This is a genomic window from Streptomyces sp. NPDC012510, assembly GCF_042955065.1.
Lineage (GTDB): Bacteria > Actinomycetota > Actinomycetes > Streptomycetales > Streptomycetaceae > Streptomyces.
Map to the genome: position 1 here is coordinate 120,980 of NZ_JBIBEN010000015.1, position 20,648 is coordinate 141,627.

Sequence of the window (20,648 nt, forward strand, 5' to 3'; positions counted from 1 at the left end):
AGACGCTCGTCTAGAACGATCGTATAAAACGTTCGTCTGGGACGACTGTATGGGTGCGACTACGCTGATCCGCATGGGACATCGTGAGGATCTGCTGGAAGGCGCCAAGCGCTGCCTGCTGGCGAAGGGGTTCGCGCGTACGACGGCGCGCGACATCGTCAAGGAATCGGGGACGAACCTGGCGTCGATCGGCTACCACTACGGCTCGAAGGGCGCGTTGCTGGCGCAGGCGTACGTGGCGATGGTCGAGGAGGTCTCGGACACCTTCGACGGCGGCGGGGCGGTCGGGAGCGGCAGTGCGCCCGGGTCGGTCGAACGGTTCCGCGAGGTGTGGGCGAACGCCGTCGAGACCATGCGCGAGCCGGGCTCGTTGTGGCGGCTCAGCATGGAGGTGCTGGCCATGGGGGACCAGTTGCCGGAGGTGCGCGAGCACCTGGCGCGGGCCCAGCGGGAGGGCGCGCGCGGGATCGTGACGCTGTTCATGGGCGGCCGGGACGAGGACGTCCCGGACTCGGCCGCGGACACCCTCGGCCGCTTCTACCTGACCCTGCTGCTGGGCCTCGTCGCCCAGTGGACCTTCGACCCCGAGGGCGCCCCCGACGCCGAGGCCCTCACCGAAGGGCTCCGTCAGGTGATGGAGGCGGCGGCACAGCCCGGAGGCACGGGGCCAGAAGGGCCCTAGGCCGCCCTAGGCCGGTACGAGTCTGCCTGCGCGCATCTCGATCGAGCGGTCCGCGAAGTGGCGTACGAGGGCGCGGTCGTGGCAGATGAAGAGGTAGGCCAGGTTCAGGTCGTCCTGGAGGTCGGCGAGCAGGTTGAGGACTCCGGCCCGGATGGACGGGTCGAGTGCGGACACCGGCTCGTCGAGGACCAGCAGACGGGGCTCCGACGCCAGAGCGCGTGCGATGCCGGCGCGTTGGCACTGTCCGCCGGACAGCTCATGGGGGAAGCGGTCGCCGTAGGCCGGGTCCAGGCCGACGCGGTCGAGGAGTTCGGCGACCCGGTCGGGTCCTGTCGCGTCCCAGCGGCCCTGGACGTGGAGGGGTTCCGCGACCGCGTCCCGGATGCGGTGGCGCGGGCTGAGCGAGCCGTAGGGGTCCTGGAAGACCGGCTGGATGCGGGGGCGGAGCGGGCGCAGCTCGCGTTCGGTGAGCGTCGTCAACTCCTGCCCCTCGAAACGGACTTCGCCCCCGTCCGGGCGGCGCAGTTGGAGCACGGCGGCGACCGTGGAGGACTTGCCGCAGCCGGACGGGCCGTTCAAGGCCAGGGTCTCGCCCGCGTCCACCGTGAAGGACACACGGTCGACCGCGGTGACCGTGCCGTAGCGCACGACCAGATCACGCACGTCGAGTACGGCCTCGCGCCGGTTCATGCGGGCTGCTCCAGGAACAACTCGGTTGCGGGGTGGGGGACTTCGTCCCGGCGGTGACAGGAGACCTCATGCCCGTCGGCCGCCGCCCACGACTGCGGCGCCTCCTGGCGGCAGCGGTCCTCGGCGAGCGGACAGCGGGGCGCGAAGGCGCAGCCGGCCGGGAGGGCGTCGAGGGTGGGCGGCGATCCGGGGATGGAGGGCAGCCGACGGCGACGAGTGGCCGGACCAGGGGAGAGGGGAGCGGAGGCGTCGGCGGCATCCGGTGGCAACGAGGCCAGCAGCCCGGCCGTGTACGGCGCCCTGGGCCGCCCCAGCACCGCTTTCGCCGTGCCCCGTTCCACCTGACGCCCGGCGTACATGACGAGCACGTGGTCGGCGTGCTCCCGGACCACGCCCAGATCGTGGGTGACCAGAACGAGCGCGGCGCCGACCGCCTCGCGCTGCTCACCGAGGACCCGGAGCACCTGTTCCTGGAACTCCGCGTCGAGGGCGGTCGTGGGTTCGTCGGCGACGACGACGTCCGGTTCGTTGATCGTCGCCATGGCGATCACGGCTCGCTGGCGCATACCACCGGAGTACTCGTGCGGATACGCCCGCGCCCTCCGTACGGCGTCGGGGATCCCCACCCGGTCGAGCGCGGCGGTAGCTCGCGCACGTGCCTCCCTGCGCGAGACACCCTTCACCGACCGCACGGCGGCGGCGAGCTGGTCGCCCACGGGGTGCACGGGAGACAGGGCGGAGAGGGCGTCCTGGGGCACCAGGGCGATCCGGCGGCCCCGCTGCGCGACGAGGTCCGTCTCCCCGCGCAGCCTCACGGTGCCACTCGTCGTCGCACCCTTGGGCACCATCCCGAGCAGCGCCCGGGCCGTGAGGGACTTGCCCGCGCCAGACTCCCCGACCAGCGCGAGCACCTCACGCGGGCGGAGGTCGAAGGACAGACCCCGGACGGCCTCCACCCCGTCGAACGCGATCCGCAGCCCGCGCACCGAGAGCAGTACGTCGTCAGACGTCAACGGGAGCCTCCTTCGTCACGGTCCTCGTGTGGCCCGCCGGCCTCGGCGGCGGGCTCGCCGGACTTCGGTTGGGACCGGCCGGTCCGCAGATGGAAGCGGCCGTTCTTCGACTCGGAGCCGGTCCTCGGCTCGGACCCGTTCTTCGCGCGCGCCCCGCCGGTCCTCCGGCCGCCCCGTCCCTGCGCGTAGGCCGCCCCCGACACCGCCAGCCCGGCCAGCAGGGCCAGGGCGACCGCCGGGGCCAGGGCCGCCCACGGGGCGCGTTCCACGTAGGCGCGGGACTCGTCGAGGAGCAACCCCCACTCGGGGGTGGGCGGTTGGGCGCCGAGGCCCAGGAAACCGAGGGAGGCGAGGGCCAGGGCGATGCCTGGGAGGCGCAGGGCGGCGTGGCGGGTGACCGGGGCGGCGACGGACGGCAGGACGTGCCGGGTGAGGATCCACCAGGGGCTCGCCCCGATGGCCCGCTGGGCGATGAGGAACGTGGACGCGCGGACCTCCTGGACCAGCGCCGCCGCGTGGGCGGACAGGGCGGGCCAGGAGATCAGCGACACGGCGAGGGCCGCGCCGCCCGTGCCGGGGCCGGCCGCCGCGGCGACGAGGATGCCGACGATCACCGGGGGCAGCGCGTTGGCGATGTCCGCCGCGCCCGACGCCACGCCCGGCAGGAAGCCGAGTGCCAGGGAGGCGAGGAGGCTCAGGACGCAGACCGCCGCCGCGGTGCCGACCGTGGTGGACGCGCCGTGGCCGAGGCGGGCCAGCACGTCACGGCCGAGCCCGTCCGTGCCGAGCGGGTGCGCCCAGGACGGCGGGAGGAGACGGGCGGTGGTGTCCACGGCGTACGGGTCGCGCAGCAGGCCCCAGCCGATGGTGACCAGGAGCACGGTGGCCAGGGCCAGCGGTATCGCGGGGTGGGCGCGGACCGGGCGGGCCGACGGGAGGGTGAGGCCCGCGTCGCGCAGCGCCGGACCAAGGAGCCGGCGCCGGGCGAGTGCGGCCAGGGCGCCGGCCACCAGGCCCAGGGCGAGGAGGGCGAGGACCGAGCCCTGGAGGAGGGGGAGGTCCTGGGACTTGGCCGCGCCCAGTGCCGTACGGCCGATGCCGGGCACCGCGAACACCGTCTCCACGGCGACCGCGCCGCCCGTCAGGCCGACGGCGACCATGCCGAACTGCGGTATCAGGGGCGGCAGTACGCGGCGCAGGGCGGCCGCCGAGACACGGGCCCGGCTCACGCCCGCTCCGCGCCACAGCTCCACCCAGCGCTCGTCCAGCACGGCGGGCAGTGCGTCCGCGACCAGGCGGCCCAGCAGACCGCCGGCCGGGAGGCCGAGGGCGATCGCGGGCAGCACCAGGTACTCGGGACCCGCCCAGCCCGCCGTCGGCAGCCAGCCCAGCCACACCCCGCACACCAGCAGCACGACTGTGGCCAGCAGGAACTCGGGCACCGCGGCGAGCATCGAGGCGAACGCGCCGGCCGATCCCCGGCCCCGTACGAGCACGGGAGCGACCAGCGCGCAGGCCAGCAGCAGCGCGACGGCGAAGGCCGCGCCCATCAGGCCGAGGGAGACCTGGAGGCCGGAGATCACGGACGGCAGGACGTCCGTGCCCGACACCCAGGAGGTGCCGAGGTCGCCGCGCAGCAACCCGGAGGCCCAGTCCCCCAGCAGGGAGAGGGGGCCCGCGCCCAGGCCCAGATCCGCGCGGATGGCCGCCAGGGCTTCGGGCGTCGCCTCCTGCTCGGCCGACCGGGCGCGCAGCACGGTCAGCGCGGGGTCGCGGCCGGACAGCCACGGCAGCAGACCGACGACGGCCAGGACGGCGATCAGACAGAGGAGACGGGTCGCCCCGGCGGGGCCGACCCTTCTCCAGGCGCTCCTCGCGGCGCCTCCCGCCCGCGTCGGGGCGGCCGGCTTCCCTGCGGATGTGCTCACTTGACGTAGGTGTCCGCCGTGACCAGCTCCCGCTCGCGCGGGTCGTGCGCCGCGTCCACGACGCCCGCCGCGTCGCCCTGGATGACGCGCTCGTGGAGCATCGGCACGGCCGCGTCGGTGGACAGGACGGCGGCCTCGGCGTCGATGACGGCCTGGCGGCGGGCGTCTCCGGCGGCGGTGTCGGAGGCCTTGACCAGGGCGGTGTCGACGGTCTTGTCGGCGAGCTGGGAGAGATTGAAGGAACCCGTGGAGGCGAAGTCGCTGTAGAGGTAGGCGGCCGGGTCGCCGGAGTCGAGGACGGTCGCCCGGGAGAGGATGAACGCGTCGAACTCGCCCGCCAGCGCGTCGGACTCGATGTTGGCGTACTCGCGCACGTCGAGCTTCACCTTGAACCCGGCCTTCTGCAACTGCTGTTGCAGCGTGGCCGCGACCTCGGGCAGTTCGGCTCGGTCGGTGAAGGTACCGATGGTGACGGTCCGGCCGTCCGGGTCGGCGGCCTTGGCGTGCTTCACCGGCGACCGCAGCTCGGCGGCCCAGGGCAGCGCCGGCCCGAGGAGCCCCTCGGCTACATCCGCGCGTCCCTCGTACACGCCCTTGACGATCGACTCGGCGTCGATGGCCTCCCGGGCGGCGGCACGCAGCGAGGCGTCCTTGAAGAGGCCGTTCTCGGTGTTCAGGTACAGGGTGTTGGTGCGCGGCATCGGGACCTCGGTGATCAGGTCCTGGTCGAGCACGGCGGCCTGCGACACCGGGATCGCCTCGACGATGTCGGCCTCGCCGGTGCGCAGGGAGGCCGCGCGGGCGGTGCCGTCCGGCACGAACCTCACATCGATGCCGGGGGCTTTGGCCTTGCGGCCCCAGTAGTCGTCGTAGCGGTCGAGGGCGGCGGAGGCGGTGCCGTTCACCTTGGTCAGCTCGAAGGGGCCGGTGCCGGCGCCGACCGGGTTCACCGTCTTCCCTTCGTACGCCTTGGCCGCGAGGATCGACAGCTGTGGCGAGCTGAGGCGGTGGGGGACGAGCGGGTCCTCGGTGCCCGTGGTGACGGTGACGGCGTCGCCGTCGGCCTTCGCGGTGAGCTCCACACCGTCCAGGATGCGGGGTTTGGGTGCGGCGGAGGCCGCTTCGGTGAGGGAGCGGGCCACGGCCTCGGCGGTCAGCTCCGTCCCGTCGTGGAAGGTCACGCCGTCCCGGATCGTGAACGTCCACGTCTTGCCCGACTGCTTCCAGTCGGTGGCCAGCGCGGGCCGCGCGTCGCCCTCCGCGTTCAGCTTCACCAGGGTCTCGGCGGTCGACCAGCGCGACAGCTTGAAGGCGTCGTCCGACAGCGGCGACAGGCCCGAGCGGGGCGGCAGCATCATCGCGATCCGAATCCGCTTGCCCTCGCTCCCGGTCTCCTCGGCTCCCGTCGACGCGAAACAGCCCGTGAGCAGGGCGGAGGCCGCGGTGACCGCGGTGAGAGGGACGAAACGGGCCGGGAGACGCACGGTGACACTCCGAGTAAAGGGGTGGTCAAAGGTTGAACGCGCACCGACCGTAGCACGATGACAATCATTTTCAGAAGTGCGATTTGCGCCACCTGCAGGCACCTCGGCGCCACCGCGACGGGCCACTCGACAGTCCCACCGGCAGGAGAGAGGCCGCGTCAGAGGCGTGCCCCCTTCAGCGCCATGTGCAGCAGAAGCCGATCCTCCCCGTCGGTCAGACGCAGGCCCGTGAGCTGTTCGACGCGGGACAGCCGGTAGTAGAGGGTCTGCCGGTGGATGCCCAACTCGGCGGCGGTACGGCCGGCCTGGCCCGCGTGGTCGAGGAAGGCCTCGGCGGTGTGGGCGAGTTCGCGGTGGGCGGGGGTGAGGAGCGAGCGGACGGAGGGGTCCTGGGGGGTGTCGCGGGGGAGCGCGGTCAGGAGGCGGTACGGGCCGATGGAGCGCCACTGGGCCACCGGTCCGAAGCGGGGCTCCGCCAGCGCCGCACGGGCCGCCGCCGAGGCCTCGCGCCAGGCCGTTCCCAGTTCGGCCAGGCCGGTGCGGGCGTCGGCCACCCCCGCCGCCGCGTGTGAGCCCGCGCGCTCCAGCAGGCGGGCGGCGGCAGTGAGCGCCGGGGTCGCGACGTCCGCCGAGCGGAGCCGGACCAGCAGGGCCAGGCCCTGGCCGGCCGTGCCCCACGGCACCGTGCACAGCGCGGTCGCCCCCGGCACCGTACGGAAGGACGGCGCGTCGTCCGGGTCGGCGGACGGCCAGGGGGCCACGCACACCAGTGTGTGGACGCCGTCGCCGCGCGGGCCGAGAGCCGTGCGCAGCTCCGCGACCGCCATGTCGCGCTCCCAGTCGCGCTCGGCGGTCAGGACCGCGCGCAGCTCCCGGGTGAGGTCCGCGCCGGCCTGCGCCTCGTCCGCGAGGAGGGCGCCGATGCGGGAGGTGACCGCCATGGCGGCGGACAGCTGGCCGTCGGTCGGACCCGGGTCGCCGTCCAGCAGCCAGACATAACCGAGGACGACACCCCGATGGCGTACCGGCAGGCAGACACGGCCGCGCAGGACCCCCGCCTCGGGCGTGGGTGGGATCCTGACCGGGGCCGTCGCCCGGGTGATGCCGAAGCCCTCGAACCACTCCCGTACGGCCGTCGTGGAGCGGCGGGCCAGGATCGAGCGGGTGCGGACCGGGTCCAGGGCCGAGGGGTCGAGCTCGCCCTCGCTGTCGTACGCGCCGAACGCGATCAGCTCGAAGTCGCGGTTCTCCAGCGTCGCCGGGGCGCCGAGCAGCGCCGAGATCTCGTCGACGAGCTCCTGGTAGTCACCCATGTGGTGGAACGATGCGGCTTCCGGTGTCACCCGGGCATTCTCCCGCATTTTCGAAGACCTTCATACATCTGTCTGAGATCCGCGGCACGGATGCGTGACAGCTGTCGATGGTCGGCGAACGGGAGGATCCTTAGGTTTCACGGTGGTTCTATCTGCTGGTCTGTGGAGGTGCCCCGTGCTGGGTCCCGTGATTCTCGCCGCGTCGCGCAGCGACCGGATGCGACGCCTGATCTCGGCGGCGCCCGTGACCAAGCAGGTCGTCGACCGCTTCATCCCCGGAGATACGGTCGACGACATCGTGCCGATCATCCGGGACCTGACCGCCCAGGGGCTGGAACTGACGATGGACGTGGTCGGCGAGGACATCACCAACCCCCAGCAGGCGGAAGCCGCCCGCGACGCCTATCTGGCCCTCGTCGACCGGTTGAAGGAACTGGACCTCGGCACCAGGGCCGAGATGTCCGTCAAGCTGTCCATGTTCGGGCAGGCACTGGAGGGCGGCCACGAACTCGCCCTCGCCAACGTCCGCGCGGTCGTCGAGGCCGCCGCCGCCATCGGTACGACGGTCACCCTCGACGCCGAGGACCACACCACCCTCGACTCGATGTTCGCCATCCACGAGGAGCTGCGGCGGGACTTCCCGCAGACCGGCTGTGTCATCCAGGCGTACCTCTTCCGCACCGAGGCCGACGCCCGTCGCCTCGCGGAGAACGGCAGCCGCGTACGGCTCGTCAAGGGCGCCTACAAGGAGCCCGCCGAGGTCGCCTACCAGCGCAAACACGAGATCGACAAGGCGTACGTCCGGGTCCTCGGGATTCTGATGGAGGGCGCCGGGTACCCGATGATCGGCTCCCACGACCCGCGCCTGATCGCCATCGCCCAGGAGCTCGCGCACCGCGTCGGCCGAAAGCCCGACGAGTACGAGTTCCAGATGCTGTACGGCATCCGCACCGACGAACACCTGCGGCTCGCCGCCGAGGGGCACCGGATGCGCGTCTACACCGCGTACGGCACCGACTGGTACGGCTACTTCATGCGGAGGCTCGCGGAAAAGCCGGCGAACCTGCGGTTTTTCGTCCGCTCGATGGTCAGCAAGGGGTGATGTGCTGGATGAGCGGCGGCTGTCGGCCTCCGAGAGATGTTCGGAGACCGACAGCCGCACCGCGGCCGGCTGAGCCGGACCCGGTTCCGCGGAAAGGAGTTACGGAACCCGTGACTCCGCCCCCGAGGGGGCTTCTCACGAGCCCGCCGAGGCGAGTTCGTGACGGTCAAGCCCTGACCGTTGCTCACCATACGCAACCGCTTCAGCTCCCTCCGGCTGAAGCACGGGAACCACTCGGAAGAGGTAACCCATGGACGCTGTGACCCAGGTCCCCACCCCCGTCAACGAGCCGGTGCACGGCTACGCCCCCGGCTCGCCCGAACGCGCCCGGCTGGAGGTCAAGCTCAAGGAGCTGGCCGAGAACCCGGTCGATCTGCCCTGCACCATCGGCGACGAGCGGCGGATGGGCGGCGGCGACCGCTTCGACGTGGTGCAGCCGCACAACCACAAGGCCCGCCTCGGCACCTACGGCAACGCCACCGCCCAGGACGCCCAGGACGCCATCGACGCGGCCCTCGCCGCCGCGCCCGCCTGGCGCGCGATGTCCTTCGACGACCGCGCCGCGATCATCCTGCGCGCCGCCGAACTGCTCGCCGGCCCCTGGCGCGAGACACTGGCCGCCTCCACCATGCTCGGCCAGTCCAAGACCGCCCAGCAGGCCGAGATCGACTGTCCCTGCGAGCTGGTCGACTTCTGGCGCTTCAACGTCAAGTACGCCCGTGACCTGCTCGCCGAGCAGCCCCCGGCCAACGCCCCGGGGGTCTGGAACCGCCTGGACCACCGCCCCCTCGAAGGCTTCGTCTACGCGATCACGCCCTTCAACTTCAGCGCGATCGCCGGAAATCTGCCCACCGCTCCCGCGCTCATGGGCAACGTGGTCGTCTGGAAGCCGTCGCCGACCCAGACCCACGCCGCCGTGCTGCTGATGCGGCTGCTGGAGGAGGCGGGCCTGCCCAAGGGCGTCATCAACCTCGTCACCGGCGACGGCATCGAGGTGTCGAACGTCGCCCTGGAGCACCCGGAGCTCGCCGGCATCCACTTCACCGGCTCGACCAAGACCTTCCAGTACCTGTGGAAGACGGTCGGCGCCAACATCGAGAAGTACCGCTCCTACCCGCGCCTCGTCGGTGAGACCGGCGGCAAGGACTTCGTGGTCGCCCACCCGAGCGCCGACCGCGCCGTGCTGAAGACCGCCCTCACCCGTGGCGCCTTCGAGTACCAGGGTCAGAAGTGCAGCGCGACCTCCCGCGCCTACATTCCGGCGTCGATCTGGAACTCCGGCTTCAGGGAGGAGTTCGCCGCCGAGGTCGAGTACCTGACCATGGGCGATGTGACGGACCTGTCGAACTTCATGGGTGCCGTCATCGACGAGCGCTCCTTCGCCAAGAACAAGGCCGCCATCGACCGCGCCAAGTCCGACCCCACCTGCACGATCGTCGCGGGCGGCTCCTATGACGACTCGGTCGGCTGGTTCGTCCGCCCGACGGTCGTCGAGTGCACCGACCCGGAGAACGAGGTCTTCACCACCGAGTACTTCGGCCCGTTCCTCGCCGTGCACGTCTACGAGGACGACGCGTACGACGAGATGCTGACCCAGATGGAGTCGGTGTCCGCCTACGCGCTCACCGGTTCGGTCATCTCGAGTGACCGCGCGGCGGCGGCCCACACGATGGAGAAGCTCCGCTACGCGGCCGGCAACTTCTACATCAACGACAAGTCCACCGGCGCGGTCGTCGGGCAGCAGCCCTTCGGCGGAGGGAGGGCCTCCGGCACCAACGACAAGGCCGGCGCCCCCCAGAACCTGATGCGCTGGACGTTGACGCGGGCGATCAAGGAGACCTTGGTGCCGCCGACGGACTACACCTACCCGCACATGGGCTGACGGCCTCGGTGGAACGGCCCCGGCCCCCTGGCGAGAGAACTCGGGGGCCGGGGCCGTCGGCGTGTGCGGGTGGTGTGTGGTGGACCGCGCAGTTCCCCACGCCCCTTGAGAGGCGTGGGCGCCCGGCGCGTGAAAGCGCAGGTCAGCCCGGTGTGACCCCATGCGCCGTCTCAGATAGTAGGAAGTCCGACTAATTATGGAGACAGATGCGCCGCGCTCACTTAGCTTTGTAGGAGCCGAACGTCTCGCTCGATCCAGCGAATGGCGGTCGTGAGCCGGACCCTAGGCAGGCAACCCCTGCGGCCCTCGCTCCCCGCCCCATCCGGCGTCTCGTAACCCCCCGTTTCCGTACTCCGGAATGCCTCGAAGGAGTCGATTCCCCATGGCCGAGACGACCGTCCGCCGCCGAGTCCGTCACGTTTCCCGGACAACCGAGTCCGACCGCAAGAACGCCGCCGCCGCGCTCCAGCGCGCGCTCGACCGCCGGGACAACGGCGGTTCGACCGGGCACTGACACCAGCCGGGAGCCGCACCCGTCCGGGGTGCGGCACGGCCGTGGGCGGACGGCTCACGCGCCGCGCCGCACCTCGAAGTGGTCGATCCGCGCACCGGTCTGGGCGAGTGCCGAGACCGTCATACGAGGAGTCGCGCCCGCCTCCACCTCGACCGACAGGAACGAGAACCCGGTGTAGCGCACCCGCGACCACTCCACCGTCTCGGACTTCTTCTCGCGTTCCTCGGTCCAGTGGTACGACTCCACGGACTCCAGGTCGTCAGCGTCTTCGAGGTGTCCCTCGTAGCTGTCCGCCACTCCGTCCGGGAACCCGTACAGATCCTTGCCGGCGCCGCCCGCCGTGACGTACACGGTCCCGTCCCGCGTCGGGTCCGTCGACGCGCCCACCGGCACCCGCCTGCCCACCTTGCCGCCCTTGATCGCGTCAGTGCGCTCGTAGACGTGGTTGTGCCCGTTGATGACGAGGTCGACCTGGTGCTCGGTGAAGAGCGGCAGCCAGGCGTCGCGCAGACCGCCGTCCGAGGCGTGGGTGGACGTCGAGTACACGCAGTGGTGGAAGAAGACGACGATGAAGTCCACCGCCTCCGAGGCCCGCAACTCACCGAGCCGCCGGTCCAGCCACTTCGTCTGCCGGCCGTCCGTGTAACCGCGGTTGGCGGGGATCTCGTACGACACGTCGTTGGCGTCCAGCGATACGACCCCGACGTTGCCGTAGACGAACGAGTACACGCCCGGCGCCCCGCGCGGGTCGAAGCCGTTCTCCGGCAGTGACCAGCGGGCGAGTTGGCCGCCGTAGCCGTCGGGCGAGTACCAGGCCTCCATGTCGTGGTTGCCGTAGGAGACCATCCAGGGCACCGACTTGGCGACCGACTCGGTCTGGGCGAGGAACTGGTCCCAGACACGGGCGTCGTAGACGTCGTCCTCCTCGCCGTGGCCGGTGGTGTCGGCGTAGCAGATGTCGCCCGCGTGGAGGTGGAAGGCCGGGTTCCGGCCGAGGATCACCTGGTCGTTGGCGAGGGCGTCGTAGCTGACGCCCTGGTCGCCGAAGGCGGTGAAGACGAAGGACCCGGCCTTCGCGGGGGCGGTGGTGAAGGTGCCCAGCGTCTCCAGCCGCTCGGCCGGGTCGAAGCCCTCGTGGCCGACGCCGTAGTAGTACGTCGTGCCGGGCCTGAGGCCGTCGAGGGCCGCGTGGACGTAGTACTGCTCGACCGCCGGCAGTTTCTTCGACAGGGACGGCGTGCGCAGATCCCGCACCTCCGCCTCGATCTTCCGGCTCAGCTCCCACGGTTTCGGCCCGACCCGGACGTACGGTCTCCGGACGGCGAACGGGACCTGCCAGGAGATCCGCATCTGCGTCTTCGGGTCGGCGCCGAAGGCGAGCCGGCGGCCGAAGGGGACGACGACCGAGCCGTGCACCCGGCCCGTGGCGGTCGCGGGCGCCGGCGGGGACGGCCGCTTCCTCACCGGCTCGTCCTGGGAGCCCGAGCAGCCGCCGGCCAGCAGCCCGCTCGCCACGGCGCCGGCGGCCGTCAGCGTGCGGCGCCGGGAGAGCTTCGCTCGCAGGTACTCGTACTGTTCCGGCATGCTGAGGCGGCGAGCGAGGGGCTCCGGGATACCGAGGTTCGGGGTGTCCATGGCTGTTCAACTTCCCAGCAGACCCCAACTCCCGGCAAACGCACGGGTGAACGCCGGTCAACGGCTCGGTGCGGACGTCACCCTCGCGCGACCGTGACGCCACCCTCGCGCGTCCATATCGCGGACGGTCCGTGTCATCCCGTGGGACAAGGAGTACGGTGCCGTCATGTCTCGCAGCCTCAATCTCGCAGTGATCCCCGGTGACGGCATCGGTCAGGAAGTCGTGGCCCAGGGGCTCAAGGTCCTCTCCGCCGTCCTTCCGCAGGATGTGAAGCTGGAGACCAAGGAGTACGACTTCGGCGCCCAGCGCTACCACGCCACCGGTGAGACCCTCACCGACGCCGACCTCGACGCGCTGAAGCAGCACGACGCGCTCCTGCTGGGCGCGATCGGCGACCCGAGCGTCCCTTCCGGAGTCCTGGAGCGCGGCTTCCTGCTCAAGCTCCGCTTCGCCTTCGACCACCACGTGAACCTGCGTCCGTCGAAGCTGCTCCCGGGTGTTGCCACCCCGCTCGCCGGGCAGCCCGAGATCGACTTCGTCGTGGTCCGCGAGGGTACCGAGGGCCCGTACACGGGCAACGGCGGCACCATCCGCAAGGGCACCGAGCACGAGGTCGCCACCGAGGTCTCCGTGAACACGGCCTTCGGTGTCGAGCGTGTGGTCCGTGACGCGTTCGCCCGCGCGCAGGCCCGTCCGCGCAGGAAGCTCACCCTCGTCCACAAGAACAACGTGCTCACCTTCGCCGGTCACCTGTGGACGAACATCTTCAACAAGGTGGCCCAGGAGTTCCCCGAGGTCGCCACCGACTACATCCACGTCGACGCGGCGACGATCTACCTGGTCACCGACCCCGCCCGCTTCGACGTGATCGTCACCGACAACCTCTTCGGCGACATCATCACCGACCTCGCCGCGGCCGTCTCCGGCGGCATCGGCGTCGCGGCCTCCGGCAACATCAACCCCTCCGGCGAGTTCCCGTCCATGTTCGAGCCCGTGCACGGCTCGGCCCCGGACATCGCCGGCCAGGGCAAGGCCGACCCCTCGGCCACGGTCCTGTCCGTCGCCCTGCTCCTGCGCCACCTCGGCTACGAGGCCGAGGCCGCACGCATCGAGGAGGCCGTCTCCGCCGACCTCGCGGAGCGCGTCGGCAAGCCCGCCCGTTCGACGGCCGAGATCGGCGACGCCCTCGCCGTACGAGTAGCCGGCTGACCCGCCGCGCTCGCTCGAACTCTTTCGAAGCCGCCGGGTCGCACCTCGCACCCGGCGGCTTCCGCATGTCCCCGCCGGGTGTCACCATCATCCCCTGGGCCGCATTCACGCCGTTTTCTTCCGCCCGCGCCTCTTGAGATAATCGAACGCGGAGCCGCGGAATGAGGGAATGCTCGGACGTCCTCACACTGGCCACTGGCCGTGCGGGTGTGAGCGCGGCCCGTCACACACAAACCGGTGAAGGACAACCACTCATGACGACGCCCACGATCGAGCTCAAGCCCTCCGCCAGCCCGCTCTCCGACGCCGAGCGCGCGGCGATCCTGGCCAACCCCGGGTTCGGACGCCACTTCACCGACCACATGGTCGTCATCAAGTGGACCGAGGGCCGCGGCTGGCACGACGGTCAGCTCGTTCCGTACGCGCCGATCTCCCTGGACCCGGCCACCATGGTCCTGCACTACGCGCAGGAGATCTTCGAGGGGCTGAAGGCCTACCGCCAGGCCGACGGGTCCGTCGCCACCTTCCGGCCCGAGAAGAACGCCAGGCGCTTCCAGTCCTCCGCGCGCCGCCTGGGCATGCCGGAACTGCCGGTCGAGACCTTCATCGAGGCCTGCGACGTGCTCGTCCGCCAGGACGAGGCCTGGGTCCCGGCCCACGGCGGTGAGGAGTCCCTCTATCTGCGCCCCTTCATGATCGCCACCGAGGTCGGACTGGGCGTCAAGCCGGCGGGCGAGTACCTCTTCCTGGTCATCGCCTCCCCGGCCGGTGCCTACTTCCCCGGCGGCGTGCAGCCCGTCTCCATCTGGGTCTCCGAGGACCACGTCCGCGCCGTCCCCGGCGGCATGGGCGACGCCAAGACCGGCGGCAACTACGCCGCATCCCTGCTCGCCCAGGCCGAGGCCGCCGCCGAGGGCTGCGCCCAGGTCTGCTACCTCGACGCGGTCGAGCGCAAGTGGGTCGAGGAACTCGGCGGCATGAACCTGTACTTCGTGTACGGCGACCGCATCGTCACCCCCACCCTCACCGGCTCCATCCTGGAGGGAGTCACCCGCGACTCCCTGCTCACGGTCGCCGCCGACCTCGGCTACACCGCCGAGGAGGGCCGCATCTCCATCGACCAGTGGCAGGCCGACTCCGAGAGCGGGGCGCTCACCGAGGTCTTCGCCTGCGGCACCGCCGCCGTCATCACCCCCGTCGGCACGGTCAAGCGCACCGGCGCCGCCTGGCAGCAGTCCGGCGGCGAACCCGGCCCCGTCACCCTCAAACTGCGCGAGGCCCTGCTGAACATCCAGCGCGGCACGGTGGAGGACCAGCACGGCTGGATGCACCGACTGGGCTGAGCCGTGATCGACCGGCCCCCGCACTCGTCAACCGGAGTGCGGGGAGCACCAGTTCGCCGCACTGTTCGGGCGCCTCGTACCCGAAGTATGGGATTCTGCCCGGGAGATCGTCGACGAGCGCGGAGCGATGCTTACGGATGAAGCAATGGCTGGCAGACCGAGGCCTTCACTATCTGTTCCTCCTGTTCTCCGCGGTCCTGGGTGTGGCGGTCGCCGTTGTCTCCGTGTGGGCGGACGGCGCCCAGGGGAACGACAAGAGGCTCTGGGCCCTCATAGCAGGCGTCTGTGCCTTCGGCGTCGTGCTGATCACCCACCTCGAGAGACGCCTGGTGGAGAAGGGGAGGGCGCGTGCCGAACTGCGGGCCGCCCAGGCCGAGGCACACCTGATCCACGCGTACACGACGACGCTGCAGCCCCTGAGTGACAGACTCAGGCAGATGACCACGCTCTACGGGAGCGTGGCCCGCCTGCCGGCCGGCACGCCCGCGCAGACCGTCTCCGACATCGACCGCGAGCGCAGGCGGATCCTCGACGAAGTCCTCGCCGCAGCCGTCTCCCTCACCGCCCCGCCGGTCGGGCCGACCTTCGTGCCGCGGGCGCGGTGCAGCTTCTACCTGTACGACGCCGCGACGGGTGATTTCACGCTGGCAGGTACCCAACCCGGCCATCGGACGCCCAGGAGCGTCATCGACCCCGTCGGCGCCGCGCACATGAGGAACCAGATCCTGGGTGGCGGAGGCAAGACCTTCAGGATCGACGGCGAGAACGAGCCGCACTCCTATCTGATCCCGGTCGGGACCGGCTACAAGGCGGTCATCGCCGTACCCGTCATCAACGGCACGGAGGAAGTGGGCATCCTCTCCGTCGACGCGCCCGAGTACTCGGACTTCACCGGCGCGCATGTCACGCTGATGGAGTCGTTGGCCAACATTCTCGCGGCGTCCTACGCCCTGAAGTAGCGGAGGCTTCCAGTGGCGCAGCGGAACCGGCGGTGGCCGCGCAGACAGCCCCGTGAGCCTTTCATGCCCGAGTCCATGGAGGGCGTCACCCCCGAGGCATGGCGGCGGCTGGTCGCCCATGAGTACGCGTACCGCGCCGCCCTGGAGGAGGCACACCGCCGTGTGCGGGCCGAACTGGACCGGCCGCGCGAACGGTATGTGTCCCACCTGGGTGTCACCGTCGTCGGATCGTTCGTGTTCGGTGTCATCACCGTCTGTCTCTTCGCCCTCGGGTTCGGCTGGTGGAGTCTGCTTCCGGTCGCGCTCCTGGTGCCGGCGCTCGTCCTGGCCGCGCACTTCGCGCGACGGGTCTTGCGCCTGGAGGGGACGGACGGTTCACCGCCCGGGCGTGGCGACTGAGGCATCACCGGAGCTGCCGATCCGGCTCCGCCCCGACCGAACCCGGTCGATCAACGCGCTGTTCGCATCCTGAGACGGCGGGTGAGTACGGCGACGGGTTGTGCCAGACTGCCGCCGTGCTCTCGTTCGCCACGATTATTGGCAGCAGGCGCGCCGGTCCGCAGTGACCGCCACGTACGACCAGGTACGGGCGGACACCGTCGTCCTCGACCCGCGCGCAGACCTCTCGCACCCGCGAGGGGTTTTTTCGCTTTTCTGGCCCACCCCCAGCCGGGAGCGCAGCGCGAGGGATCATGGGAGGACGGTGGAGCCGGTCATTCCGGTACAGACCGAGATCCAACACAGGAGCCTTGAGACCATGACGGAAACCAGCGAGCTCGACGACTCGTTCCACGTCTTCGACACCACCCTGCGCGACGGCGCCCAGCGCGAGGGCATCAACCTCACGGTCGCGGACAAGCTGGCGATCGCTCGGCACCTGGACGACTTCGGCGTCGGCTTCATCGAGGGCGGCTGGCCCGGCGCCAACCCGCGGGACACCGAGTTCTTCGCCCGCGCGCAGCAGGAGATCGACTTCCGGCACGCCCAGTTGGTCGCCTTCGGCGCGACCCGCCGCGCGGGCGGCAAGGCGAGCGAGGACCCGCAGGTCAGGGCCCTCCTCGACTCCGGTGCCCCGGTCATCACCCTCGTCGCCAAGTCCCACGACCGGCATGTGGAACTCGCCCTGCGCACCACGCTGGACGAGAACCTGGAGATGGTCCGCGACACGGTGTCCTTCCTCCGTTCGCGGGGCCGCCGGGTCTTCGTCGACTGTGAGCACTTCTTCGACGGCTACCGCGCCAACCCCGAGTACGCCAAGTCCGTCGTCCGGACGGCGTCGGAGGCCGGCGCCGACGTGGTCATCCTCTGCGACACCAACGGCGGGATGCTCCCGGCGCAGGTGCACGCGGTGGTCTCGACGGTCCTGGCCGACACGGGCGCCCGGCTCGGCATCCACGCCCAGGACGACACGGGCTGTGCCGTGGCGAACTCGCTGTCCGCCGTCGACGCGGGCGCCACCCATGTGCAGTGCACGGCCAACGGGTACGGCGAGCGCGTCGGCAACGCCAACCTCTTCCCCGTCGTCGCCGCCCTGGAACTGAAGTACGGCAAGAAGGTCCTCCCCGACGGCGCCCTGCGCGAGATGACCCGTATCTCCCATGCCATCGCCGAGGTCGTCAACCTCACGCCGTCCACGCACCAGCCGTACGTCGGTGTCTCCGCCTTCGCGCACAAGGCCGGCCTGCACGCCTCCGCGATCAAGGTCGACCCGGACCTGTACCAGCACATCGACCCCGAGCAGGTCGGCAACACCATGCGGATGCTGGTCTCCGACATGGCGGGCCGCGCCTCCATCGAGCTCAAGGGTAAGGAGCTGGGCGTCGACCTCGGTGGCGACCGCGAGCTGGTCGGCCGGGTCGTCGAGCGGGTCAAGGAACGCGAGCTACGGGGTTACACCTACGAGGCGGCCGACGCGAGTTTCGAGATCCTGCTGCGCGACGAGGTCGCCGGCAAGCCGCAGCGTTACTTCCGCACCGAGTCCTGGCGGGCCATCGTGGAGGACCGCCCCGACGGCAGCCACGCCAACGAGGCCACCGTCAAGCTGTGGGCCAAGAGTGAGCGCATCGTCGCCACCGCCGAGGGCAACGGCCCCGTCAACGCCCTCGACCGCGCCCTGCGCGTCGCCCTGGAGAAGATCTACCCCCAGCTCGCCAAGCTGGAGCTCGTCGACTACAAGGTCCGCATCCTTGAGGGCAAGCACGGCACCAACTCCACGACCCGCGTCCTGATCTCCACCTCGGACGGCTCGGGGGAGTGGTCCACGGTGGGCGTCGCCGACAACGTGATCGCCGCGTCGTGGCAGGCCCTGGAGGACGCGTACACGTACGGGCTGCTGCGGGCGGGTGTGCGACCGGCGGAGTGACACGCCGAGGGGCACGTCGAGGGGCACGCCGAGTGACACCCTGAGAGCTCGGCCCTGCTCGCTCAGGGAGTTTTCGTCCCCCTGTCGCCCGTATCGTCCTTTTCGTTGCGATAGAGGTAGCTTCGAAGGTATGAAGGGCGCACTGTTCTCCCGACTGCTCCGCCTCCTCATGGCGCCGCTCGCCGCGATGGCTCTGGCGGCTCTGGCGGTGCTGTCGGTCGGTGCGCCGAGCGCCCACGCCGCCACCGACCTCTCGACGGTGGCGGCGGCGCTGCGCGAGAGCCCCGTCTACGTCGACCCGGCCGCCTCCGACCAGCTCTCGTCGGCGGACGCCGAAGCCCTCGCCGACAAGATCGAGGGCGCGGACGAGCCGATCTTCGTGGCGGTCCTTCCGGCCGACCAGCCGACCCAGAACCTCTTCCAGAACCTCCGCACGGAGACAGGTGTCACCGGCCTGTACGCCGTCCGCCTCGGCGACCGCTTCGACGCCCGGGCCGACAGCGGCGTCCTCAGCCAGGAGGCCGTGTCGAACCTCGTCACGGCGGTCCAGGGCGCCGGCGATCCCAAGGCCCAGCTCAACGACTTCGTCGACGACGCCCTGCGCAGCGACCCCGGTGGCACGGCCCCGTCGAGCTGGAGCGGCGGCGGGGACGAGGGCGTGGACGCGGGCGCCCTGGCGGCGGCGGGCGCGGTCGTGGTGGCGGGCGGCGCGGGCGCGTACGCGCTGGCCCGCCGCAACCGCCGCAGGAAGGAGGAGGAGCGTCGCGAGGCGCTGGCCAAGCTCGCGGTCGTGGTGGACGAGGACATCACGGCGTTCGGTGAGGAGCTGGACCGTCTGGACTTCCACCCCGCCGAGGCGGGCGCGGACGACTCGATGCGCGCCGACTACGAGCGCGCCCTGGACGCGTACGAGAACGCCAAGTCCCTCATGGCGGCAACCACCCGCCCGGAAGAGGTCCGAGCGGTCACCCAGACCCTGGAGGACGGACGTTTCTCCCTCGCCCTGCTCGCCGCCCGCAGGGAGGGCCGCCCGCTCCCCGAACGCCGCGCCCCGTGCTTCTTCGACCCCCGCCACGGCCCGTCCGTCGCGGACGTCCCCTGGACCCCGTCGCTCGGCGCCACCCGTGAGATACCGGTCTGCGCCGCCGACCGGGCCCGCCTCGCCGACGGCCGGGACCCGATGATCCGCGAGGTGGAGACGGACTACGGCACCCGCCGCCCCTACTGGGACGCAGGCCCGGCCTACGGCCCCTGGGCGGGCGGGTACTTCGGCGGCGGCATCCTGCCCGGCCTCCTCGTCGGCACCATGCTCGGCAGCATGATGGCCACCCCCTCCTACGCGGCCATGTACGGCGCCGGTTACGGCGACTTCGGCGCGGCCTCCGGCTACGAGGGCGGCGACGTCTCGGGCGCCGACTTCAACACGGACGACTTCACCGGCGGCTTCGGCGGCGGAGGCGACTACGGAGGTGGCGGGGACTTCGGGGGTGGCGGGGACTTCGGCGGCTTCTGACCGGTCGGACACGGGCACGGGCCCGGCGCTGGACAGCGCCGGGCCCGTGGACGATCTCCTGCGACGTCGCCGCAGGAAGTGGTGCGGGGGCGTCGGTCAGAGCGTGGCCGCGGCCGCCGCTATCTGGGACGCGAAGGTGGACACCTCGGTGTAGACACCGGGCGCGTTGGGCTTGGCGCAGCCTATGCCCCAGCTCACGATGCCGACCTGGATCCACTGGTTGGCGTTGTCCCGGCGGAACATCGGGCCACCGGAGTCGCCCTGGCAGGTGTCGACACCGCCCGCCGCGTACCCGGCACAGATCTCCTCGCCCGCGATGAGCCCGCTGTAGCCGCTGTACGAACGGCACGTCGCGTCGCTGACGAAGGGCACGGTCGCCTTGAGCATGTACCGCTGCTGCGCGCCGCCCTGGGTGGCCGCGCCCCAGCCGGCGACCGTGAACGTGCCCGAGTTGTACGCCGTGGTCGTGGCGATCTTCAGCGTCGGCAGGTTGATGGGCGAGGCCAGCTTGATGAGCGCCCAGTCCTTGCCGTCGCCGTTGTAGCCGGGGGCGCGGTACACCTTGGTCGAGCGGACCTGCACCCGGCCGCTGGTGCTCTGGAGGTCCGCGACACCGGCCGTGGCCGTGTAGCCGGTGTTGTTGCCGGTCGCGCCTACACAGTGCGCGGCCGTCAGCACGATCTGCTGCGTGAGCAGTGAGCCGCCGCAGCCCATCGACAACCGGACCATGAACGGGAACTCGCCCTGCGCGGCACGCGTTCCGCCGACCACCGGCGCCGGCGCGGCCGTCGCCGCCGACACCGGCTGCAGGCTGGCGATCGCGAGCGCGGCGGCACCGACGGCCGCACATCTCTTCAGGGCGGTGATGAGTCGCTTCAACGTGATGCCTTCCGTGGGGGGTTGACATGCGATGACGGGTGGAGCCGAACCAAACATGACGCGGGCATGCCAATAAACGGCAGGAAATCAGCCTTGCTGGCATGCCCAGGTGAATTTCTGTTGCAGGATTATGAGAACG

The 20,648-nt window shown here is 71.2% G+C and carries 17 protein-coding genes; 10 read left to right on the forward strand and 7 right to left on the reverse strand.

Annotation, left to right across the window (positions count from 1 at the left end; genetic code table 11):
- Window positions 1-73: 73 nt before the first annotated feature.
- Window positions 74-682: a TetR family transcriptional regulator gene (locus ACFY9I_RS26715; RefSeq protein ID WP_391005837.1), complete on the forward strand. Its 609-nt coding sequence runs from the start codon at window positions 74-76 to the stop codon at window positions 680-682.
- 6 nt (window positions 683-688) lie between these two features.
- Here ACFY9I_RS26715 and ACFY9I_RS26720 read toward each other — a convergent pair whose 3' ends face one another.
- From ACFY9I_RS26720 to ACFY9I_RS26740, 5 genes are all read right to left on the reverse strand, one after another.
- A complete protein-coding gene (locus tag ACFY9I_RS26720; protein WP_391005840.1) occupies window positions 689-1,372 on the reverse strand; it encodes an ATP-binding cassette domain-containing protein in 684 nt (227 codons plus the stop codon).
- Window positions 1,369-2,385 (reverse strand): oligopeptide/dipeptide ABC transporter ATP-binding protein, encoded by a 1,017-nt coding sequence (locus tag ACFY9I_RS26725; RefSeq protein WP_391005843.1) that lies wholly within the window; start codon window positions 2,383-2,385, stop codon window positions 1,369-1,371. The genes ACFY9I_RS26720 and ACFY9I_RS26725 overlap by 4 nt, the downstream gene beginning before the upstream one ends.
- Window positions 2,382-4,208 carry an ABC transporter permease subunit gene (locus ACFY9I_RS26730; RefSeq protein ID WP_391006106.1) on the reverse strand — a complete coding sequence of 609 codons (1,827 nt, stop codon included), beginning with the start codon at window positions 4,206-4,208 and terminating at the stop codon, window positions 2,382-2,384. The genes ACFY9I_RS26725 and ACFY9I_RS26730 overlap by 4 nt, the downstream gene beginning before the upstream one ends.
- A gap of 101 nt (window positions 4,209-4,309) precedes the next feature.
- Entirely contained in the window at window positions 4,310-5,797 is a 1,488-nt protein-coding gene (locus ACFY9I_RS26735; protein WP_391005845.1) for an ABC transporter substrate-binding protein, read from the reverse strand.
- Window positions 5,798-5,955: 158 nt separating this feature from the next.
- Window positions 5,956-7,158: a helix-turn-helix domain-containing protein gene (locus ACFY9I_RS26740; protein WP_391005847.1), complete on the reverse strand. Its 1,203-nt coding sequence runs from the start codon at window positions 7,156-7,158 to the stop codon at window positions 5,956-5,958.
- 127 nt (window positions 7,159-7,285) lie between these two features.
- Between ACFY9I_RS26740 and ACFY9I_RS26745 the strand changes: the two genes are divergently transcribed.
- From ACFY9I_RS26745 to ACFY9I_RS26755, 3 genes are all read left to right on the forward strand, one after another.
- Window positions 7,286-8,212 carry a proline dehydrogenase family protein gene (locus ACFY9I_RS26745; RefSeq protein WP_391005850.1) on the forward strand — a complete coding sequence of 309 codons (927 nt, stop codon included), beginning with the start codon at window positions 7,286-7,288 and terminating at the stop codon, window positions 8,210-8,212.
- Between the two features lie 250 nt (window positions 8,213-8,462).
- Window positions 8,463-10,094, forward strand: coding sequence for an L-glutamate gamma-semialdehyde dehydrogenase (pruA, locus tag ACFY9I_RS26750; RefSeq protein WP_391005853.1), 1,632 nt, complete (start codon window positions 8,463-8,465; stop codon window positions 10,092-10,094).
- A 382-nt stretch (window positions 10,095-10,476) separates the two neighbouring features.
- On the forward strand, window positions 10,477-10,608 hold the full coding sequence (locus ACFY9I_RS26755; RefSeq protein WP_005479955.1) for a hypothetical protein: 132 nt from the start codon (window positions 10,477-10,479) through the stop codon (window positions 10,606-10,608).
- Window positions 10,609-10,662: 54 nt separating this feature from the next.
- On the opposite strand, the gene ACFY9I_RS26760 is transcribed toward ACFY9I_RS26755, so the two are convergent.
- The gene (locus tag ACFY9I_RS26760; protein ID WP_391005856.1) at window positions 10,663-12,243 is read right to left on the reverse strand and encodes a fibronectin type III domain-containing protein; all 1,581 of its coding nucleotides are present in this window, start codon (window positions 12,241-12,243) and stop codon (window positions 10,663-10,665) included.
- Window positions 12,244-12,409: 166 nt separating this feature from the next.
- Here ACFY9I_RS26760 and ACFY9I_RS26765 point away from each other — a divergent pair, with 166 nt between their 5' ends.
- The 6 genes from ACFY9I_RS26765 (at window position 12,410) to ACFY9I_RS26790 (ending at window position 19,630) form a co-directional block, all read left to right on the forward strand.
- Window positions 12,410-13,453, forward strand: a complete 1,044-nt coding sequence (locus ACFY9I_RS26765) for a 3-isopropylmalate dehydrogenase (RefSeq protein ID WP_391005859.1) — start codon at window positions 12,410-12,412, stop codon at window positions 13,451-13,453.
- Between the two features lie 254 nt (window positions 13,454-13,707).
- Window positions 13,708-14,796: a branched-chain amino acid aminotransferase gene (locus ACFY9I_RS26770; protein WP_391005862.1), complete on the forward strand. Its 1,089-nt coding sequence runs from the start codon at window positions 13,708-13,710 to the stop codon at window positions 14,794-14,796.
- 137 nt (window positions 14,797-14,933) lie between these two features.
- Window positions 14,934-15,755, forward strand: coding sequence for a GAF domain-containing protein (locus ACFY9I_RS26775; RefSeq protein WP_391005865.1), 822 nt, complete (start codon window positions 14,934-14,936; stop codon window positions 15,753-15,755).
- A 63-nt stretch (window positions 15,756-15,818) separates the two neighbouring features.
- The gene (locus tag ACFY9I_RS26780; protein ID WP_391005868.1) at window positions 15,819-16,154 is read left to right on the forward strand and encodes a hypothetical protein; all 336 of its coding nucleotides are present in this window, start codon (window positions 15,819-15,821) and stop codon (window positions 16,152-16,154) included.
- Window positions 16,155-16,512: 358 nt separating this feature from the next.
- Window positions 16,513-18,117, forward strand: a complete 1,605-nt coding sequence (gene cimA / locus ACFY9I_RS26785) for a citramalate synthase (RefSeq protein ID WP_391005871.1) — start codon at window positions 16,513-16,515, stop codon at window positions 18,115-18,117.
- A 130-nt stretch (window positions 18,118-18,247) separates the two neighbouring features.
- On the forward strand, window positions 18,248-19,630 hold the full coding sequence (locus tag ACFY9I_RS26790; RefSeq protein ID WP_391005874.1) for a hypothetical protein: 1,383 nt from the start codon (window positions 18,248-18,250) through the stop codon (window positions 19,628-19,630).
- Window positions 19,631-19,726: 96 nt separating this feature from the next.
- Here the strand turns inward: ACFY9I_RS26790 and ACFY9I_RS26795 are convergent, their stop codons facing one another.
- Window positions 19,727-20,509, reverse strand: coding sequence for a trypsin-like serine protease (locus ACFY9I_RS26795; RefSeq protein ID WP_391005877.1), 783 nt, complete (start codon window positions 20,507-20,509; stop codon window positions 19,727-19,729).
- Window positions 20,510-20,648 lie beyond the last annotated feature (139 nt).